This is a genomic window from Pandoraea thiooxydans (assembly GCF_001931675.1).
Taxonomy (GTDB): Bacteria; Pseudomonadota; Gammaproteobacteria; order Burkholderiales; family Burkholderiaceae; genus Pandoraea; species Pandoraea thiooxydans.
In genome coordinates, this window is the sequence record NZ_CP014839.1 from 3767539 (window position 1) to 3783547 (window position 16009).

Below are 16009 nucleotides of genomic sequence, written 5' to 3' on the forward strand. Positions count from 1 at the left end.
CCAAATGCCCGGCGGCACTGACGCCGGTATCAAGCCAGCGGCGATATTTAATTTGATTTTGCATTTTCTGATAAGTCAGATAATTGGTTAAAAAAACAGCCCTTAGGCTGCGGTGAATTTCTTGAGCAAGCGGCGGAACTCCTCGAACTCTTCTTTCGTAAACGTCTGCAGGCGGGTATTGAGCACGTCGGGCACGATCTTGGCGAGTTCCGCCGACATGCGTTCGCCAGCCTCCGTCAGGTACAGATTGACCACGCGCCGATCCTCCAGGCTGCGTTCCCGCTTGAGCCACCCGTGGGTTTCAAGCTTATCGAGCATGCGGGTCATCAAACCGGTATCGATCACCAGGTCCTTGCTCAATTCAAACGGCGTGGCGGTACCCCGGTTCGCTATCGACAGCAGGACGCCCATTTGCGGCGCATTGACACCCAGCGTTTTCAGGGCGGCGTCCATATCCATTTGCAGGGAATTTCGGGCACGGGCGATATAGAAGCCGATACTGTCGGTAATCAGGAATCGGCTTTTGACATAGTGTTTCATGTGCGGCTCAGGTGACGTTTTCCAGCAAATTATCTGATAAGTCAGATATTGTCAAATTTAGTTTTCCAGGTTCGAAGCCGATTGGGTGTCTGGTGGGTCGGCAAGGGCGTCTGTGACGGAAGCACCTGCCGACCGTATTTGGCGACGCGAGTCGGGAGGGATTCGCCTCTATCGAAGGCCGCTGTATGGGCCGCGCTTCCGCCCCCAACTACAGCCCCTGTGCGGCAATCCGCTCCGCGAGAAAGTCGACAAGCCCCCTTACCCGGCGAGGCAGTGAGCGGCCGGCCAGCCATACCAGATTCACAGGGACGGGCTTCGGCTCGAACTCGGCAAGGACAACTTCCACTGCTCCTGATTCGACGATGTCGCGCACCTGCCACAATGGCGCACGCGCTATGCCGTGGCCTGCGGCAGCGGCCTTGTTGCAGGCATCGGCGGCGTTGGCCCGCAATCTGCCGTGTACCTCCACCGCCCGGCCGTCCGCGCCGAACTCCCATACGTCATGGCGCGGATCTTTGCGGAGAATGCATTCGTGTTTTGTGAGATCGGACGGATCTCTGGGGTAGCCGCGGGCCGCGAGGTATTGCGGGCTGGCAAATAGCACGCGTCGAAATTCGGCGACCCGTCGCGCCTTGAGGTCCGAGTCGGGCAGATTGCCCAGGCGAACTGCGAGATCGATGCCCTCTTTGGCAAGGTCGGCGTGCCTTTCGGAAAAAATCAGCTCAACGCTGACGCCTGCGTGTATGCCCATGAACTCGGCAATCGGGCCGACAAGATATTGGGTGCCAAAAGTCGACGGTGCGGCAACCCTAATGGCGCCGCGCAACTGAACGTTCTGCTCGATCAACTCGTCTCGCGCGGCGTTGATTTCGCGCATCGCGGGCCTGATCCGGCGCGCGAAAGCAAGACATGCCGGGGTGGGATGCACCTGCCGCGTGGTTCGCGTGAACAACGAGACATTGAGTTGCCGCTCGATCCCGGCGAGCGCGCGGCTGACCGCCTGCAGGGAGCGGCCCAGTGATTTTGCCGCGGCGGTCAGGCTGCCATGATCGAGAACGGCCAGCAATACTTCATAGTCGTCGGCAATTGCCATCGTGATTCTCTCGCTAATCGGAAGAATGCCTATCGGCCCGGAACGCTATTCACGGGCGCGCACAAATCATACATTCGAAGCTCGACACCCCGGCACCTCGCCGCCTCGTCACTATTTTGGAGATCGACATGATCACAGCAACACCGACATCCACCGTGCCTCTCTACGGCGCCCCGATAACGCTGCACCTGGCCAAGCAGGTCGCCCAGGCCGCCGAAGAAGAAGCCGCCCACCAGGGATGGCCGATGGTCATCGCGATCGTGGATAGCGCAGGCCACCTCGTGTTGCAGCAGCGCCTCGATCAAGCGCAGTTCGGCAGCATTGAAGTGGCCAGACAAAAGGCCGAAACGGCGGTCCGGTTTCGGCGCTCGACGAAGGTATTCGAAGGTGCGCTCGCCCAAGGCGGCATACACCTTCGCCTGCTGGGAATGACCAATCTGACGCCCCTCGACGGCGGCATTCCGCTCGTCGTCGACGGCAGGATCGTCGGCGCGATCGGGGTTTCCGGCATGCAATCGGCGCAGGACGCGCAGGTCGCTCGGGCGGGGGCGGGGGCGTTGGGGTAGGGTTTGAGGTGGTGGGTGGTCGGCACTGGCGACCCGGTGCCGTCATTCGAGTCTCGCCAACGGCGACGCCCCTTTTCGAAGGCGAGTCACCATTCGCTTACGCAGGAGTGCCTGCCGTTGCAGGACAGCGCCGCCATCCATCCCGAAGCCTGGATGGCGGCTCTCTGTTATGTCCGTTCGTTGGATAGAAAACCCAACAATGCCGCGACAACAGCCTCGGGCGCATCCTCTTGTACCAAATGCCCGGCCCGGGGAACTACCTGAAGGGTTGCTCCGGGAATCGCCTGCTGCAACTCCAGGCCACGTGCCGCGGGTATCCATTGATCGTCCTCGCCCCATAGCACCAGGCTCGGACAGCGCACCCTCGAATAGAGCGGAGCCACTTCGTCGGTATAGCGCTGATCCATCTGCGCAATCTGACGGTAAAACGCGGCTTGTCCGGTTGTGCCGAGCCAAGGTCGCACGTAGGGATGCAGTTCCTCGTCTGGCATGGTGCGCCGGACTGCTCCGCGCACATAGGCCGGCACAATGGCTTGGTGAATATAGTCTGGAAGACCGCTGAACGCGGCTTCGTGCTGCCGGACATGCCGAACGAAGGGAGAACCCCATGGAGACAGCGCAACCGGGTCGATGAGCGTCAGAGTGCGGAAATCTTTGCCCCCCAGCAGGTGCGTCCTTAGCGCTGTTGCGCCGCCGAAATCGTGTGCCACCACACCGGCCACGCGACACCCCAGTGATCGAGCAGTGCCGAGAGAAGCTGGTTTTGCATGCCGAGCGAAACATCCTGTCCTTCCCGCTGCTCGGATTGCCCATACCCGAGCAAATCGTAGCAATAGACTCGATGGGTCGTGCAGAAATGCGGAATGATGCGATGCCACACATGCGAAGAAAACGGTGTGCCGTGCACAAAGATCAGCGGCGGCCCATCCCCATGAACGGCATAACGCACCGCCTGGCCAAGAAAGTTGTAACAGCGATTCAGCTTCCAGCCCATGCCTCCTCCTAACAGTCTAAGAGCACTTAAAGGATTATATTTCATTTAAGCCCCGTCTAACATACAAAACGCCGTTAGAATGTTAGGCATGGCGAATCGATCATCATTGGAAAATCAGGCGTGGGGCGCGAACAGTTTTGTCGGAGGTTCCCTGTGCCTGGACTTTGCGAATACTCAAGGCGGCCGGGACAAGACACGAGACGACGAGCGCTTGCCCAGCTACCTGGCAGCCATCGGCTGGGCCCATGGCGCGAATATGGTCTCTGAAGACGAGGTCAGGCTTCTGCAAGCCGTGGCTTTGCAGAAGCCAGTGGAAACAGCACGCAGCCTTCAGCAACTGCGGCTTTTTCGAGAAAGCCTCTATCGTCTGTTTTCCGCGCTGGTGTCCAACCAGGCGATAGATCCAGCGGATGAGGAATGCTTGCGACGCGCCGTTGCCGAAGCGGTCAATCTCGCCAATCTGCAGCGCCATCCTGATGGCTGCGATTGGAGTGTCGAAGTGGAGGATGCGGGCTTGAACACGCTATCGAGCCGCATCGCTCTGGACGCTCAGCGGCTCTTGCTCAGCAGCGAAATGCCCTACGTGCGGGAGTGCGAGCGCTGCACCTGGTTGTTCGTCGACCGCTCCAAGAATAAGCGCAGGCGATGGTGTAAGACGGAGACCTGCGGCAATCGGGCCAGGGCAGCCAGACACTATCAGTTGAAGAAGATCTGAGGCTCTTGCAACGCTTGCTCTGGCAGCCACTTTGTCCGAGAAGCGGCGTTTGCTCTCGGCAATTGAAGGCCCATTTACTGGATGGAGCTCACGCCGAAGCGTCCGGAGTCTGGTCCGCGCCGGATGCCTTTATGCATAATCAGGCTGTCGCTGAACTCGCCTTACCGAATACGCGGGGAGCGCATTGGCGGTATCGCATACAACAAGACTTCGGGAGCGCATATTGGAACCCATCGTCGTATACCAAAGCCGGGGCAAGCTCGTCGTCATACTCCTTGGCTCATTTGCCTTCGATGTCATTGGCGTGCTGATGCTGGCACAGCATCCGGCGTCGATGGGCGCCAAAACCATACTCACAGTCAAGGCGGTTGCGGCCATCTCGTTTTTCAGCGCCTGCGGTCTCTTTGCGTTGTACCGGCTGCTATGGCGAAAACCCGCCATCCGTATCGACAGCGAGGGGCTCACCGACAATGCATCGGCATCGTCGGTGGGGTTTATTCCATGGTCCGACATTACGGGCGCGAGGATTGTCGTCCAGAGCACGCGCCGCTCACGACAAAAGTTTCTCGGCGTCGCGCTGCGCAATCCGAACGACTACCTGGCCAGGTGCGGGCCATTGACTCGCCTGCTATTCAAGGCAAACCAGCGCTTGACCGGCTACCTTGTGAATATTCCACAAGCGGCCTTGTCGATGCGACTCGAAGCGCTCATGGAGCACATCGAGTTTTATCGCCAGCGAAGCCGTGACGGCAAGTCCTTCTGACTCAGGCGACACTCTTGACCGCCTGTTGCGCGAACTGTGTCGGCGGCACGCCGACATGACGTGCGAACGCGACGCTGAACGCACTCGCCGAGCCATAGCCCACGCGCGCGGCGATGGTAGCGATGCTGGACTCCCTCTGACGCAGCAGGTTCTTGGCGATGGCCATACGCCAGGACAACAGGTACGCCATCGGGGCGACGCCGACTGCCCGGCTGAACCGATCGAAGAAGGAGGAGCGTGAGAGCGCTGCAGTTTTGGCCAGTTCCGCGATGGTCCAGGGCTTCTCCGGATTTTTGTGGATCTCACGGATGGCGAGTGCGAGACGAGCGTCGGACAGACCGCGCACCAGCCCGGGCGAGGCCCCCGTTTGCACCGATCGCAGCGCTTCGATGAATAGCACTTCGAGCAGCCGCGCCAGCACGACTTCGCGCGCGGGCCGCTGCGCACGCGATTCGTCCCGCACGAGTTTGACGAGGATCGCCAGCCGGTGATCGCCGCGCACGAGGGCAAGTTCGGGCAGCAGCGAAACGAGCAGCGCCGCATCCGGCGCCCCGAACGCACAAAGACCGGCCAGCCATTGCGCGTCCGGCGCGCCGGACGCATCGCCGAAACGAAAGCTGCCGTCGGGTTGTGCGGTCGGCGCAATATCGGCCGGGGCGTCATCGTCCGGCGGATCGATGCTCGTCATCGTGAAGCCGAATACTTCGGGCACGAGGATGAAGTCGTCGGCCTGGAGCACGAGCGGCTCCCGGCCATTCACCGACAGACGGAGCGATCCCTCGAGCACCACGCAATAGAACGGCTGTCCGACTTCCGTGCGGCTCGCGCGCCAGCGTCCTGCGCCGCTCAGCACTTTCGAGAACGTGGGGGTCGGTTGGAGCAGCGTAACGACTTCAGCGAGAGGGTCGGTCATGATCGGACGAACGCAAATGAAATGTGGACGTTCGATTGTAGCGAGTCCAGCCTGCCTCGGCGTATCGTGTCGACACTGTCACGAACACAGGAGTCCACATGAAGACGGTATTGATCACCGGTTGCTCATCCGGTTTTGGTTTGGAGATCGCGCGATATTTCCTGGATCGCGAATGGCGCGTGATCGCCACGATGCGCACACCGCGGGAGGACGTCTTGCCACGTTCCGATCGCCTTTCGATCCTCGCGCTCGACGTGAGGGATCCGCAAAGCATCCGCAAGGCCATCGACGCAGCCGGCCCTATCGACGTGCTTGTCAACAACGCCGGCATCGGCTTTCTGAATGCGCTCGAAGGCACGCCGATGGACACTGTGCGCGATATCTTCGAGACGAACACGCTCGGCACCATCGCGATGACGCAGGCGGTCTTGCCGCAGTTCCGCGAGCGCCGGGCGGGCGTGATCATCAACGTCACCTCGACCGTCACGTGCCGGCCGCTGCATCTGCTGTCGGTCTATACCGCCAGCAAATCCGCGGTCAACGCATTCAGCGAATCGCTCGCGCTCGAACTCGAACAGTTCAACGTGCGCGTGCGCGTGGTGCTGCCCGGACGCGCGCCGTCGACCCGCTTCGGCGAGAACGCGCGAGCACGCATGACGGACGGTTTTGCCGAGCCATACGGCGCAATCGTGCAACAGATCCTCGAGAACTGGCAGAAGGATACGACCGTCACGCATGCCTCGGATGTCGCCGAAGGCGTGTGGCTGGCCGCTACCGACGCGTCGAGTCCATTCATGATTCCCGCCGGCGAAGACGCCATCGAGTGGTACAACACGCGCACGCGATAACGCGCCGGCCAAGAGCGCCCAACTGCCCAGGCGGTCGCCTTGGCTCGATCATTCGACCGGGTATACCTCCGTCTGCCTTATCCAGCCCGACGTCATTTTCTTATCGCCAGGGAAGTCCACCTGGAGCCAACCCGGCCGCATGGCACGCACACCGACGCCGTCTCCCCGCACAATGTAGGCCCTACGATGTTGCACACTCGTGGGCGTGTCGTAGAAGTAGGCACGATCGCTCTTGACCACTGCGATCGACAACCAGGGGTGTTTCGCCACCAGCGTGAATTCGGCAGGAATACTGTCATCGGCAAAATGCATCACGTTCCAGCAGCCGCCGTGTTCGGCCGACAGGCGCACTATGAATTTATCGGGCGCCTCCAGGGACAGCTTGCCTTTGATCTGCTTCGCGGGTGTTTCCGGAAAATAGGTCGAAACGGGGACTGACGCTCTGCCCAGTTTGCCCCTCAGATAGAAAATGCAGCTGAACTGCCCGTTGACGTTATTTGCCGAGTAGTAGCCGGTGACAGCCTGAGTCGCTGGGTTCACGCCGATCAGCATGCCGTCGCCATAATCGCCGCTAACCATGACCGAAGGCGTGCCGGGAGTCTCAACCGGTCTCGAATTCTGTGCCGTTGCCGTCACCGTGAAACTCACGGTCGCAACGCAAAGCATCATCGGCAGCGCGGATATTTTCATTCTTGGCGTCCCTGTTTCGTAACGATTGTCGAAGCGATACGTCTCCGATTAGCCGGCCGCTTCCGCCCCCCCTAACTACCGGCGCGTAGCTGACCCCGTCATGCCACACCCCGGCCCAGTCAATCCCCCCGGCGCGCAACGATCCGATGCACCCGCTTGCCCGACGACTCGTTGACCGCTTCGGCATCGAACAGCAGTTGCGCATTGCCGAGCCCTTGCCTGACCTGCGCGGCGTCGAACGCCGCGTAAAGCCGCCCGCCCGCATCGCGGCTCGAACCCGTTGGGGCGACTCGCCAGCTCAGATACAGCGTACCCGCGGGCCGGAGGATGTCGACCAGGCGAGCACAGGCCTGAGTGACCTCGTCGGGCGGCAAGTGCATGATGACGGTTTCGCACAGCACGTTGTCATACGACTCGCTTGCGATGGAAGCCAGCGCGGGCAGCGCGGCATGGCGGAATGTCAGCGACGGAAAATCGATCGCGGCCTGGGCGATCAATCCTTCGGCGGCGTCGTAACCTACCGCGGGATAGCCATGATCGTTGAGCCACGCGACGTCGCGGCCGGAACCGCAACCAATGTCCGCGGTTTTGCCACCCGCAGCGAAATAGCGCTGCAGCATGGCGTACATGTCTGTCGGCGGCGGCTGGTCACGCCACTCGGCGGCAAAGCGCTCTGCGCGTGTCGAGTAGGTTTCGACGGTTTGTTCATCCACGGTTAATGCCCTCGCTCAAGTAATGACCATTGCGGCCAGGCGATTCGCCACCGCCTTGCCCGGCGTTCTCGCAACGGGTGACGTTTGGACTGCGTTGCAATCTTGCCGTCGATGGCCGTGCGCATGGTGGCAGGCTCCGCTGCGCTCAACGTCTTGGCCGATTCTATCGCGGGTATGCCAGACATAGATGCAGTCCGCGCGGTCGTACAACAAACATCGAAGCGCTGTTCGTCGTGACAAAGGGACTCTCAGTCGCATGCGCATTCACCCGGGTCATCGGTCGGGCAAGCCCGCATTCCCGCTGTCGCAGATGCGGAACACGATCAGCGGCGCGAATATTTTCAGAAATTTCATTTAATTCATTAATTTCACTTAATGCACTTATTTCGTTTAATATAGACGGCATATCGCCTTGCCACCGTTCCGTGGCTGCCAGGCGTGAATCCACATAACGAGAAAGGGGTCAATATGCGCACCATAGACCGAATTAGCGAGATGATGCCGCCACCACTCACCGACGATGAGTTGGAGATGGCTCGCGTCGCGCAGCGCTGCATCATGGAGGCGCTGGATCATTCCAGGGCGGCAGCAATCACGCTCACCACCGACACGGGCGAGCACCCGTCGGTAAACGTCCCGCCTGCGGCATTGAAACTCATCGGCCAACTGCTGGGCGCAATGGGTGAGGGCCGCTCGATCACCTTGATGCCGACGAATCGGGAATTCACCACGGTAGAAGCGGCTCATTTTTTGAATGTGTCGCGACCGTTCGTGATCAAGGAAATTGAAGAAGGCCGGTTGCCCCATCGCATGGTGGGCACACATCGCCGGATTGCCTTGGATGACCTGGTGGCGTACGCAAACAAGATGCGCGAGAAACAGGCAGGTGCACTCGAGCGTATGGCCGACAACGCGCGCGAGCTGGGTCTGGACTATTGAGATGGCCGGCAATGCCCGTTATGCAGCCCTGCTGGATGCGTGTGTTCTGTATCCGATCGCCATGACCGACTCGTTGATGAGTCTGGCTACCGCCGGACTGTTTGCAGCCAAGTGGTCGACGAAAATCGAGCAGGAATGGATTGCGGCGCTCGAACTGCGCCGACCGGACTTGAGGGGCAAGCTCGAGTTTCGACGGAATTGCATGCGCGAGGCGGTGCCCGACTGGGAGGTTCCCGAAGTTGCCTGGGCACCGCTCGTCGCGAGTTACGAACTCCCGGATCCAAATGACCGGCATGTGCTCGCGGCTGCCGTTGCCGGCCATGTGGACTGCATCGTGACTGAGAATCTCCGTGATTTTCCGTCGACGACCGTCGACGCGTACGGCATCGAGGTAGTCAGTCCCGACCGTTTCATCATCAATCAATGGGATCTGGATCCGCTCGCGACCATGACTGCTTTCAAGCGCATGCGCGCGCGCTGGAAATCCCCTCGGGCCACGCCGGAGAATTTCGCCCGGGCCCTGGAGCACGGCGGCCTGCCCGCGACCGCCCAGCGAATCCGTGACGCAGCGGAGCTGATCTAGGGAGCCGCCTCAGACAGGGCGGCTCGCCCTGTAAGCACTGAAAGTTTCGGCATTCATTCGTGCCGCGAGCTGCTGCGATTCATGCATCAGCGATTGGAGCTGCTTCAGGTTATTTTGATGCGTCGCCCAAACCTCGCCGCCAACAATCGCCTCAAAATCCATTTTCGTGGGCGCCTTGAAATTCTCGTAGGCGTTCAGCCGCCCGATTCTTTGGGCGATATCCCGTATGCGCCTAACAGTTGATGACAGCCGGGCATTGCTTTGCATCCAGGCCTTCCACGCCTTGTTACCTTTGGATTGATTGCATTTCCCGCACGACGGCAAGAGGTTGCGGATTTGCGAGATCTCACTCCCCGGCGTTTGCCCGGCCTAGCGCCGCAGTTCACGCACACCCCGCCCCAGGCGGCGGCGCAGGAGCGTGCGCAGCGTGCCGCCGTCGGCGTAACCGACCATCCCGGCAATGCGCTCCACGCTATGGTCGCTGGTTTTGAGCAGGTGCGCGGCGCGTTCGATACGCAAGTCCTGGATATACGAGATCGGGGTTTTGCCGATCGTGTCGCGCATGCGCCGCGTCAGCGTGCGTTTGCTGGTCGCCAGCGCCGCCGCGGCGGCCTCCAGCGTCAGCGGCTCGTCGAGATGATCGCGGACCCAGTGGTCGAAGCGCTCGATCAGCGGATCGGCATGTGCGAGGTGCGCCGGGATCATATAGGTGCCCTGCGACGGACGGGTGTCGACGATCAGGTAGCGGGCCACCAGACTCGCGAGCTCGGGATTGCCCTGCCGGATCAACCAAAGCGCCAGGTCGACGTGGCTGAAGCCGGCGCCGGCCGTGAGCATCTTGCCGCTCGGAATGATCATGCGCTGCGCATCGAGGCGCACGCGCGGATAACGTTGCCGGAACAGCGGCGTGAGCCACCAGGTGGTGGTCGCTTCACCGCCGTCGAGCAAGCCGCTTTCCGCCAGCACGAAAGTGCCGATGCAGGCCGCCGCCAGATTGGCGCCGCCGGCTGCCCAATCGCGCAGCGCCGCCACGCCGTCGCGCACGTCGGGGCGATCGAGGGCAGGCACGAGCATTTCCGCCATTTTGCTGCCCAACGCGGGCACGATCACCCAATCCGGCTGGGTGCCTTGCCGATAAGGCGTCACCGGAACACGCAGTCCCTGCGCGGTGCGCACCTCGCCGCGCATGCCCACGACGCTGACTTCATAGCCGGCGGTCTTAATGCCCATCACTCGCGCCAGTTCGTTGGCGGTGCTCAGTGCGTCGAGAACGCTGGTGAGTCCGGTATCGAAACAGCCCTCCAGCGCAAGGATAGTGATATTCATGGCGCGATCGCTATCAAAAATGTCATTCGTGACAGTGTCAGTCAGCCGACCGCGACTGTAAAGTGTTTGCATCCCCCGCCGTTCGCGGTGTCGCTGCCCGCGCGGCGGGATCCCAACGACTTTCACCGGAGCACCATCATGCTGAAATATGCGTTGTTTGCCAGGCTTGAAGCCAAGCCCGGCAAGGAGAACGCCGTGGCGGAATTTCTCGCCGCGGGGCTGGCCCTGGCTAACCAGGAGCACACCACGCCGCTATGGTTCGCACTGCGCCTGTCACCCAGCACCTTCGCGATTTTCGATGCCTTTGCCGACCAGGCGGGCCGCGACGCGCACTTGCAGGGCCCGATCGCACAGGCCCTGATGGCAAAGGCCGACGAACTGCTGGCGGTGCCGCCGACCATTGAAGCCATGGAGGTGCTGGGGGTCAAGCAAACCGCGCCAACCCCCTGAGGCGGCAGCGCCGACATGGCATGCGGCGCGCGGGTTGCCGGTGCCGGGCCAGCCGGCTCTGCCTCCGATGCAACGTGCCGCGGGCCGTACGCGCATCGCGGCACGCTGGTTGGATGGTTCGCTTCTTTTGATACAGAACGGGAATCATGCAGTTGATGAATGTCGCCACGAATGTACTCGACGCTATCGGTAACACGCCCCTGGTGCAGTTGCGCCGCGTAGTGCCGCCCGGCTGCGCCCGGGTGGTGGTCAAGCTGGAAGGCGCGAATCCGACCGGGAACATGAAAGACAGAATGGCCAAAACCGCCATCGAAGCCGCGGAAGCGGACGGGAGGCTGGCGCTGGTCTGCGCAACCAAGGGCTACCGCATCAAGATCGTGACTTCCGACGCTTTCAGCGTCGAGAAAACGCGCACCACCCAGGCCTTCGGCGCGCAGATCATTTCCATTCCAAGCGACAACGGAAAAATCACCGAGGCATTGATCAGGCAGATGATCGACACCGCCCGGCAGATCAGCCAGGAGCCGCAACACTGGTGGTTCGATCAGTTGAACAACCGCGACGCGGCGAGCGGCTACCATGCGATGGCCGAGGAGATCTGGCGCCAGACGCATGGCCGGGTCGATGCGTTCGTTCAGTCGGTCGGCTCCGCTCACTCGCTCAACGGCGTGACGCAGGCACTGCGCAAACACAATCCCGATCTGTACGTTGCCGCGGCCGAGCCGGCCGAATCGGCCATTCTGTCCGGCGGGCCAAAAGGCGCACACCGGATCGAGGGCATCGGCATCGGATTCATTCCGCCGCACTGGCGGCCGGAAGAAGTGCATGCGATCGAGTCCGCGACCACCGACGAAGCCAACCGGATGTGCCGGCGTCTGGCCAGTGAGGAAGGCATCTTTGCCGGCACCTCGTCGGGGCTCAACGTCATTGCGGCGCTACGCGTGGCCGAACGCCTCGGCCCCGACGCGACTGTCGCGACCATCATGATCGACTCCGGCCTCAGGTACCTGAGTACCGATGTCTATCGGCAGACGCAATAGGTGCTCGTCAGCGGGCTCGTCGACCCGATGACGATTGCAAATCAAGCGTCGGCGCACTCATCACGGCCCCCCGACACACGCTACGCCGCATGCCGCCGATACAAGGCCAGCGAGCCGGCCAGCGCAACCAGCGCGGCACCGGAGATTCGCTCCAGCCAGAGCGCTCCCGAGGCCTTGAGCAAGCGAATCGCCCGCGCGCCGAGCAGCGAATATCCGAACATGATCGTGCAATCGAGCGCGGCGAAAGTGGCGGCCAGCGCCAAATATTGCGGCGCCAGCGGCGCGGATGGCGCAATGAACTGAGGCAGGAACGCGGAGAAGAACAGATACCCCTTCGGGTTGGTGACTGCGGTCAAAAAGCTTTTCAGGAAGATCGCCGAGTTGCTGCCGCGCGTTGCATCGCCGTCGATATTTGCGACGCTCAATGAGCCCTTCGACAAAATCATTCTGATGCCGATGTAGCCGAGATAGACTGCGCCCACCCACTTGACCACGGTGAACCAGAACACCGACGCCGCGAGCAGCGCGCCGAGTCCGAGCGCCACCGCAAAGATCAACACGAAGTCCGATGCGACGGCGCCGGCGAACCCATAGGCGGCGCGGCGCAGGCCGTAGCGGGAGCCGTTGGTCAGCGCCAGCAAAACCGTTGGCCCGGGGGTTGCGATACCGACAAAAGCCACAGCGGAAAAAATAAGCAACGTGCTTCCATGCATGAGGGGCTCCTTCTGTGCATTCGGACAGGATCGGCGGCTCGCCGGGTTGCCTGCTTTCACCCTGGCGTATACGGATCCCACACAAGTCAGCGCATGTTATCCCGAAATGACCATTGGTACACTGGCAGCCTACGCACCCATGGAACCTGATGCACATGTCGGAGATTGTCATATCGCTCGATCACGCAACGCCGGCCGACGCGCCGACGATTGCAAAAATTCACGCGCTGAGTTGGCAGGCGACGTATCGAGGCCTGCTGCCCGACCCGTATCTCGACAAGGAAGTTGACTCGGAGCGCGCGGCATACTGGACGGATCGCCTCGGCAAGCCAGCCGAATTCAATCGGCTGATCCTCGTCGCGCGCTGCGCGAACACCCCGATCGGCTTTGTCTGCGCGGAGCAAAGCGATGCCGCCGGACGCGAAGTCCTGCTCGACAACCTCCATGCCCTGAAGGATTACCAGGGCTGTGGAGCCGGCAAGCTGATGATTCGCGCGGTGCGGGACTGGGCGCGCGAACTTGGCGCGGCGCAGCTCTATCTCTACGCCCTCGAAGGCAACTGGCGGGCGATGGCATTCTATGAGCGCCAGGGCTGGCAATGGGCCGGCACCAAGGTCGAGCAAATGGGCGGCCATACGGTCAACGCTCGGCGATACATTTATCCGCTGGCGGCCGCGCGCGCAGACGGGGCGGTTGCGGCCGGCTAAAGCGCTTTGGCGGTGACGGGAGAGTGGCTGCCCGCTTGGGCGAGCACGACCGCGCAGCCTGCGGCATCATCACCGCCTGGCTGCCCCGGGCGCGCCCGACTCGGGCTGTCGCGATGTCTATTGCTTGGCCGCATCCAGGATGGTCGCCGCATAGCGCGCGGCAACCGCATCGCTGTAGTTCGATTTCACGGTGTCTATCTTCTTTTGCTGTTTCAGAAACTCCGCCGTTAGCTGCAGCGTTTTCGCCACGCCCCCCTGCGCGCCGCAGCCAAGCCACTGACAGGAAACCTGCTCCTTCAAGCTCGGGTACTGGTAGAGCGCCATTTCCTCCACCGCGTCATTGGCATCGCCCCCCAATCCCCGGATGACTGCGCCGATGTTTTTGGATCCAGCACGCCACGCATCCGGATGATCGTGATAATCCTGATTGGCCGCGTTTATGACGCCGACGAATTTCGACATGAATTGCGGGTGTGCGTCGCCAAACCCCTTGGTGACGGCCAAGCCTTCGAAAGTGCACCGCCCCAGCGCGCAGATTTGGCCGGCGCTCATCATCGAGTGCCCGGTTTTCCTGATTCGCCCCAGTGCCGGCCCCCAGATGAAGGCGGCATCGATATCGCCGCGTTGCCACGCCGCGGCGGCCTGTTCCGGCGACATATTGATCACCCTGACCTTGTCCGCGATCCCCCACTTGTCGAGCATGTACATCAACTGGTAGTGACTGGTGCTGGCAAACGGCACCGCAATGGTCTTGCCGGCCAGGTCCTGCGGCGTCTTGACATGCGCGCCGTCGCGCACCATCAATGCTTCGGCGTTCGCGATATTTTCCAGTATCCAAAACACCTGGATGTCCATCCCGCGACTGACTGCCGCGGTCAACGGCGGCGAACCCAGCACGCCGATGTCGATATCCCCGGATGCCATGGCACTCATCACGGCGGCGCCGGAGTTGAATTTCTTCCAATGAATCTCGTAACCGGTCGCTTTTTCGAACTTGCCGTCGACCATCGCCTCGATCCACGGGCTATATGTCGTTTGGTAAGCGACGTTGACCACCTTTGGCGAGGCCTGTGCCGAGCCGCCAAGCCCGACCAGCATCGCCAGCGCCCCTCCAAGCACCAGAGAACTCAAGCTTTTAGTCAGATATTTCATGCTTCGCTCCTTAATATTTCTTTGAAAGCCGATCGATTCTTACCCTCACACCGACAGCCGAACCCACGCAGACGAGCGCCGACGGGTACCGCCGCCGCATGTCGCTCCTCTTAGCACCGCTCGCGATGTCTAACGCTTTCGGCCAATACGCAAAGAATTTCAAACAGCAACGTCGCCCCAACCAGTGCCGTATTGCCGCTCGGATCGAACGGTGGCGAGACCTCCACGAGATCGCCGCCAACCAGGTTCAAACCGCGCAGCCCCCGAATCAAGTGCTGCGCCTCGAGGGTGGTCAGCCCGCCGATCTCGGGGGTTCCCGTGCCCGGCGCGTAGACAGGATCCAGCGCGTCGACATCGAACGACACATAGGTCGGACCGTCGCCGACGACGCGCCGGGCCTCGGCGATGACGGCTGGCAGACCCATCGCGTGGAACTCGTCAATGTCGATTACGCGGATGCCCTGCTGCTCGCCCCAGTCATTTTCACTGTCGTTGTAGAGAGCGCCTCGAATGCCGATTTGCACCGTGCGTTTCGGGTCCAAAAGGCCTTCTTCTATGGCTCGCCGAAACGGCGTGCCATGCGTGTATGGGTTATTGCCGAAATACCTGTCCCAGGTATCCGTATGCGCATCGAAATGCACCATGCCCACAGGCTTGTCCTTCGCCAGGGCCCGCATGATGGGCAAGGTCACGAGGTGGTCGCCGCCGACCGACAGCGGCGCGATGCCCACTTTGCACACTTTGGTGTAGAACGCGCAGATTCGATCCAATGAATCGATCAAATCGACGGGGTTGACCGGGGTGTCGCCGAGATCGGCGCAGTTGCACAATTCAAACGGGTTGATACCGCTCGCGCGATTGACGTTGCGCACCATGGTGGAAATGTCCCGGACCTGCCGGGGTCCATGTCTGGCGCCCGGGCGATTGGTGGTGCCGCCATCCCAAGGCACGCCGATCAGGCCGATATCCACCTCCGCCAAAGCCGGATCCGCCAGCCCAAGATAGGGAAGGCGCATTAACGTCGCCAACCCAGAATAACGCGGCATCACCGTGCCGGTAATCGGGGCGAATTTGTTGCCTTGCATGAACCACTCCTTGCTGACAATATAGATGCGCCTGCCACGCCGAGACCGCGTACGACATGTGCAGCGTGAAGCGTTACAACGAGTGTTTCATGCGGGGACGATCGAATGAATCCCGAATGATCGAACTTTAGTTTTGGCTTTTCCCAACTTTCCTCAAAACGCTTGCGAGTCAGCCATTT

The 16009-nt window shown here is 61.3% G+C and carries 20 protein-coding genes and 1 pseudogene; 9 read left to right on the forward strand and 12 right to left on the reverse strand.

Annotation, left to right across the window (positions count from 1 at the left end; translation table 11 throughout):
* Positions 1 to 102: 102 nt before the first annotated feature.
* A complete protein-coding gene (locus PATSB16_RS17315; RefSeq protein WP_047215295.1) occupies positions 103 to 540 on the reverse strand; it encodes a MarR family winged helix-turn-helix transcriptional regulator in 438 nt (145 codons plus the stop codon).
* A gap of 208 nt (positions 541 to 748) precedes the next feature.
* Complete coding sequence (locus tag PATSB16_RS17320) at positions 749 to 1633, reverse strand: LysR family transcriptional regulator (RefSeq protein WP_047215297.1); 885 nt, start codon at positions 1631 to 1633, stop codon at positions 749 to 751.
* Between the two features lie 128 nt (positions 1634 to 1761).
* On the opposite strand from PATSB16_RS17320, the gene PATSB16_RS17325 reads away from it, so the two are divergent.
* Entirely contained in the window at positions 1762 to 2199 is a 438-nt protein-coding gene (locus PATSB16_RS17325; RefSeq protein WP_047215298.1) for a GlcG/HbpS family heme-binding protein, read from the forward strand.
* 167 nt (positions 2200 to 2366) lie between these two features.
* On the opposite strand, the gene PATSB16_RS17330 is transcribed toward PATSB16_RS17325, so the two are convergent.
* Positions 2367 to 3077 (reverse strand): alpha/beta fold hydrolase, encoded by a 711-nt coding sequence (locus PATSB16_RS17330; protein WP_237170254.1) that lies wholly within the window; start codon positions 3075 to 3077, stop codon positions 2367 to 2369.
* Positions 2984 to 3238, reverse strand: a pseudogene (locus PATSB16_RS21165) (alpha/beta fold hydrolase); the annotation flags it as partial. The pseudogene PATSB16_RS21165 and the gene PATSB16_RS17330, both read right to left, overlap by 94 nt.
* A 43-nt stretch (positions 3239 to 3281) precedes the next feature.
* Here PATSB16_RS21165 and PATSB16_RS17335 point away from each other — a divergent pair.
* Both PATSB16_RS17335 and PATSB16_RS17340 read left to right on the forward strand, forming a co-directional pair.
* A complete protein-coding gene (locus PATSB16_RS17335; protein ID WP_169834630.1) occupies positions 3282 to 3908 on the forward strand; it encodes a CGNR zinc finger domain-containing protein in 627 nt (208 codons plus the stop codon).
* Positions 3909 to 4131: 223 nt separating this feature from the next.
* Complete coding sequence (locus PATSB16_RS17340; protein ID WP_047215299.1) at positions 4132 to 4671, forward strand: STM3941 family protein; 540 nt, start codon at positions 4132 to 4134, stop codon at positions 4669 to 4671.
* A gap of 1 nt (position 4672) precedes the next feature.
* On the opposite strand, the gene PATSB16_RS17345 is transcribed toward PATSB16_RS17340, so the two are convergent.
* Positions 4673 to 5584: an AraC family transcriptional regulator gene (locus tag PATSB16_RS17345; protein ID WP_047215300.1), complete on the reverse strand. Its 912-nt coding sequence runs from the start codon at positions 5582 to 5584 to the stop codon at positions 4673 to 4675.
* A gap of 98 nt (positions 5585 to 5682) precedes the next feature.
* Between PATSB16_RS17345 and PATSB16_RS17350 the strand changes: the two genes are divergently transcribed.
* Positions 5683 to 6432 carry an SDR family oxidoreductase gene (locus PATSB16_RS17350; RefSeq protein WP_047215301.1) on the forward strand — a complete coding sequence of 250 codons (750 nt, stop codon included), beginning with the start codon at positions 5683 to 5685 and terminating at the stop codon, positions 6430 to 6432.
* Positions 6433 to 6480: 48 nt separating this feature from the next.
* On the opposite strand, the gene PATSB16_RS17355 is transcribed toward PATSB16_RS17350, so the two are convergent.
* A complete protein-coding gene (locus PATSB16_RS17355) occupies positions 6481 to 7122 on the reverse strand; it encodes a hypothetical protein (RefSeq protein WP_156884798.1) in 642 nt (213 codons plus the stop codon).
* A 119-nt stretch (positions 7123 to 7241) separates the two neighbouring features.
* Positions 7242 to 7835, reverse strand: coding sequence for a class I SAM-dependent methyltransferase (locus PATSB16_RS17360; protein ID WP_047215303.1), 594 nt, complete (start codon positions 7833 to 7835; stop codon positions 7242 to 7244).
* A gap of 468 nt (positions 7836 to 8303) precedes the next feature.
* On the opposite strand from PATSB16_RS17360, the gene PATSB16_RS17365 reads away from it, so the two are divergent.
* Positions 8304 to 8774, forward strand: coding sequence for a helix-turn-helix domain-containing protein (locus PATSB16_RS17365; protein ID WP_047215304.1), 471 nt, complete (start codon positions 8304 to 8306; stop codon positions 8772 to 8774).
* A 1-nt stretch (position 8775) separates the two neighbouring features.
* Positions 8776 to 9357, forward strand: a complete 582-nt coding sequence (locus tag PATSB16_RS17370) for a PIN domain-containing protein (RefSeq protein ID WP_047215305.1) — start codon at positions 8776 to 8778, stop codon at positions 9355 to 9357.
* Between the two features lie 9 nt (positions 9358 to 9366).
* On the opposite strand, the gene PATSB16_RS20940 is transcribed toward PATSB16_RS17370, so the two are convergent.
* Positions 9367 to 9624: a hypothetical protein gene (locus PATSB16_RS20940; RefSeq protein WP_052892732.1), complete on the reverse strand. Its 258-nt coding sequence runs from the start codon at positions 9622 to 9624 to the stop codon at positions 9367 to 9369.
* Between the two features lie 102 nt (positions 9625 to 9726).
* The gene (locus tag PATSB16_RS17375) at positions 9727 to 10683 is read right to left on the reverse strand and encodes a GlxA family transcriptional regulator (protein WP_047215306.1); all 957 of its coding nucleotides are present in this window, start codon (positions 10681 to 10683) and stop codon (positions 9727 to 9729) included.
* 138 nt (positions 10684 to 10821) lie between these two features.
* On the opposite strand from PATSB16_RS17375, the gene PATSB16_RS17380 reads away from it, so the two are divergent.
* Positions 10822 to 11133: a putative quinol monooxygenase gene (locus tag PATSB16_RS17380; RefSeq protein WP_047216701.1), complete on the forward strand. Its 312-nt coding sequence runs from the start codon at positions 10822 to 10824 to the stop codon at positions 11131 to 11133.
* Positions 11134 to 11279: 146 nt separating this feature from the next.
* Positions 11280 to 12173: a PLP-dependent cysteine synthase family protein gene (locus tag PATSB16_RS17385; protein ID WP_047215308.1), complete on the forward strand. Its 894-nt coding sequence runs from the start codon at positions 11280 to 11282 to the stop codon at positions 12171 to 12173.
* Positions 12174 to 12253: 80 nt separating this feature from the next.
* On the opposite strand, the gene PATSB16_RS17390 is transcribed toward PATSB16_RS17385, so the two are convergent.
* A complete protein-coding gene (locus tag PATSB16_RS17390) occupies positions 12254 to 12886 on the reverse strand; it encodes a LysE family translocator (protein WP_047215309.1) in 633 nt (210 codons plus the stop codon).
* A gap of 155 nt (positions 12887 to 13041) precedes the next feature.
* On the opposite strand from PATSB16_RS17390, the gene PATSB16_RS17395 reads away from it, so the two are divergent.
* Positions 13042 to 13593: a GNAT family N-acetyltransferase gene (locus PATSB16_RS17395; RefSeq protein WP_047216702.1), complete on the forward strand. Its 552-nt coding sequence runs from the start codon at positions 13042 to 13044 to the stop codon at positions 13591 to 13593.
* 117 nt (positions 13594 to 13710) lie between these two features.
* Here PATSB16_RS17395 and tauA read toward each other — a convergent pair whose 3' ends face one another.
* Both tauA and speB read right to left on the reverse strand, forming a co-directional pair.
* Positions 13711 to 14745 carry a taurine ABC transporter substrate-binding protein gene (tauA, locus tag PATSB16_RS17400; RefSeq protein ID WP_047215310.1) on the reverse strand — a complete coding sequence of 345 codons (1035 nt, stop codon included), beginning with the start codon at positions 14743 to 14745 and terminating at the stop codon, positions 13711 to 13713.
* A 110-nt stretch (positions 14746 to 14855) separates the two neighbouring features.
* Positions 14856 to 15830 (reverse strand): agmatinase, encoded by a 975-nt coding sequence (gene speB / locus PATSB16_RS17405; protein WP_047215311.1) that lies wholly within the window; start codon positions 15828 to 15830, stop codon positions 14856 to 14858.
* Positions 15831 to 16009 lie beyond the last annotated feature (179 nt).

Coding starts and splice junctions, on each gene's coding strand:
- PATSB16_RS17315 (WP_047215295.1), bottom strand. CDS start 540: ATGAAACACTATGTCAAAAGCCGATTCCTGATTACCGACAGTATCGGC.
- PATSB16_RS17320 (WP_047215297.1), bottom strand. CDS start 1,633: ATGGCAATTGCCGACGACTATGAAGTATTGCTGGCCGTTCTCGATCAT.
- PATSB16_RS17325 (WP_047215298.1), top strand. CDS start 1,762: ATGATCACAGCAACACCGACATCCACCGTGCCTCTCTACGGCGCCCCG.
- PATSB16_RS17335 (WP_169834630.1), top strand. CDS start 3,282: ATGGCGAATCGATCATCATTGGAAAATCAGGCGTGGGGCGCGAACAGT.
- PATSB16_RS17345 (WP_047215300.1), bottom strand. CDS start 5,584: ATGACCGACCCTCTCGCTGAAGTCGTTACGCTGCTCCAACCGACCCCC.
- PATSB16_RS17350 (WP_047215301.1), top strand. CDS start 5,683: ATGAAGACGGTATTGATCACCGGTTGCTCATCCGGTTTTGGTTTGGAG.
- PATSB16_RS17355 (WP_156884798.1), bottom strand. CDS start 7,122: ATGAAAATATCCGCGCTGCCGATGATGCTTTGCGTTGCGACCGTGAGT.
- PATSB16_RS17365 (WP_047215304.1), top strand. CDS start 8,304: ATGCGCACCATAGACCGAATTAGCGAGATGATGCCGCCACCACTCACC.
- PATSB16_RS17370 (WP_047215305.1), top strand. CDS start 8,776: ATGGCCGGCAATGCCCGTTATGCAGCCCTGCTGGATGCGTGTGTTCTG.
- PATSB16_RS20940 (WP_052892732.1), bottom strand. CDS start 9,624: ATGCAAAGCAATGCCCGGCTGTCATCAACTGTTAGGCGCATACGGGAT.
- PATSB16_RS17375 (WP_047215306.1), bottom strand. CDS start 10,683: ATGAATATCACTATCCTTGCGCTGGAGGGCTGTTTCGATACCGGACTC.
- PATSB16_RS17380 (WP_047216701.1), top strand. CDS start 10,822: ATGCTGAAATATGCGTTGTTTGCCAGGCTTGAAGCCAAGCCCGGCAAG.
- PATSB16_RS17385 (WP_047215308.1), top strand. CDS start 11,280: ATGCAGTTGATGAATGTCGCCACGAATGTACTCGACGCTATCGGTAAC.
- PATSB16_RS17390 (WP_047215309.1), bottom strand. CDS start 12,886: ATGCATGGAAGCACGTTGCTTATTTTTTCCGCTGTGGCTTTTGTCGGT.
- PATSB16_RS17395 (WP_047216702.1), top strand. CDS start 13,042: ATGTCGGAGATTGTCATATCGCTCGATCACGCAACGCCGGCCGACGCG.
- tauA (WP_047215310.1), bottom strand. CDS start 14,745: ATGAAATATCTGACTAAAAGCTTGAGTTCTCTGGTGCTTGGAGGGGCG.
- speB (WP_047215311.1), bottom strand. CDS start 15,830: ATGCAAGGCAACAAATTCGCCCCGATTACCGGCACGGTGATGCCGCGT.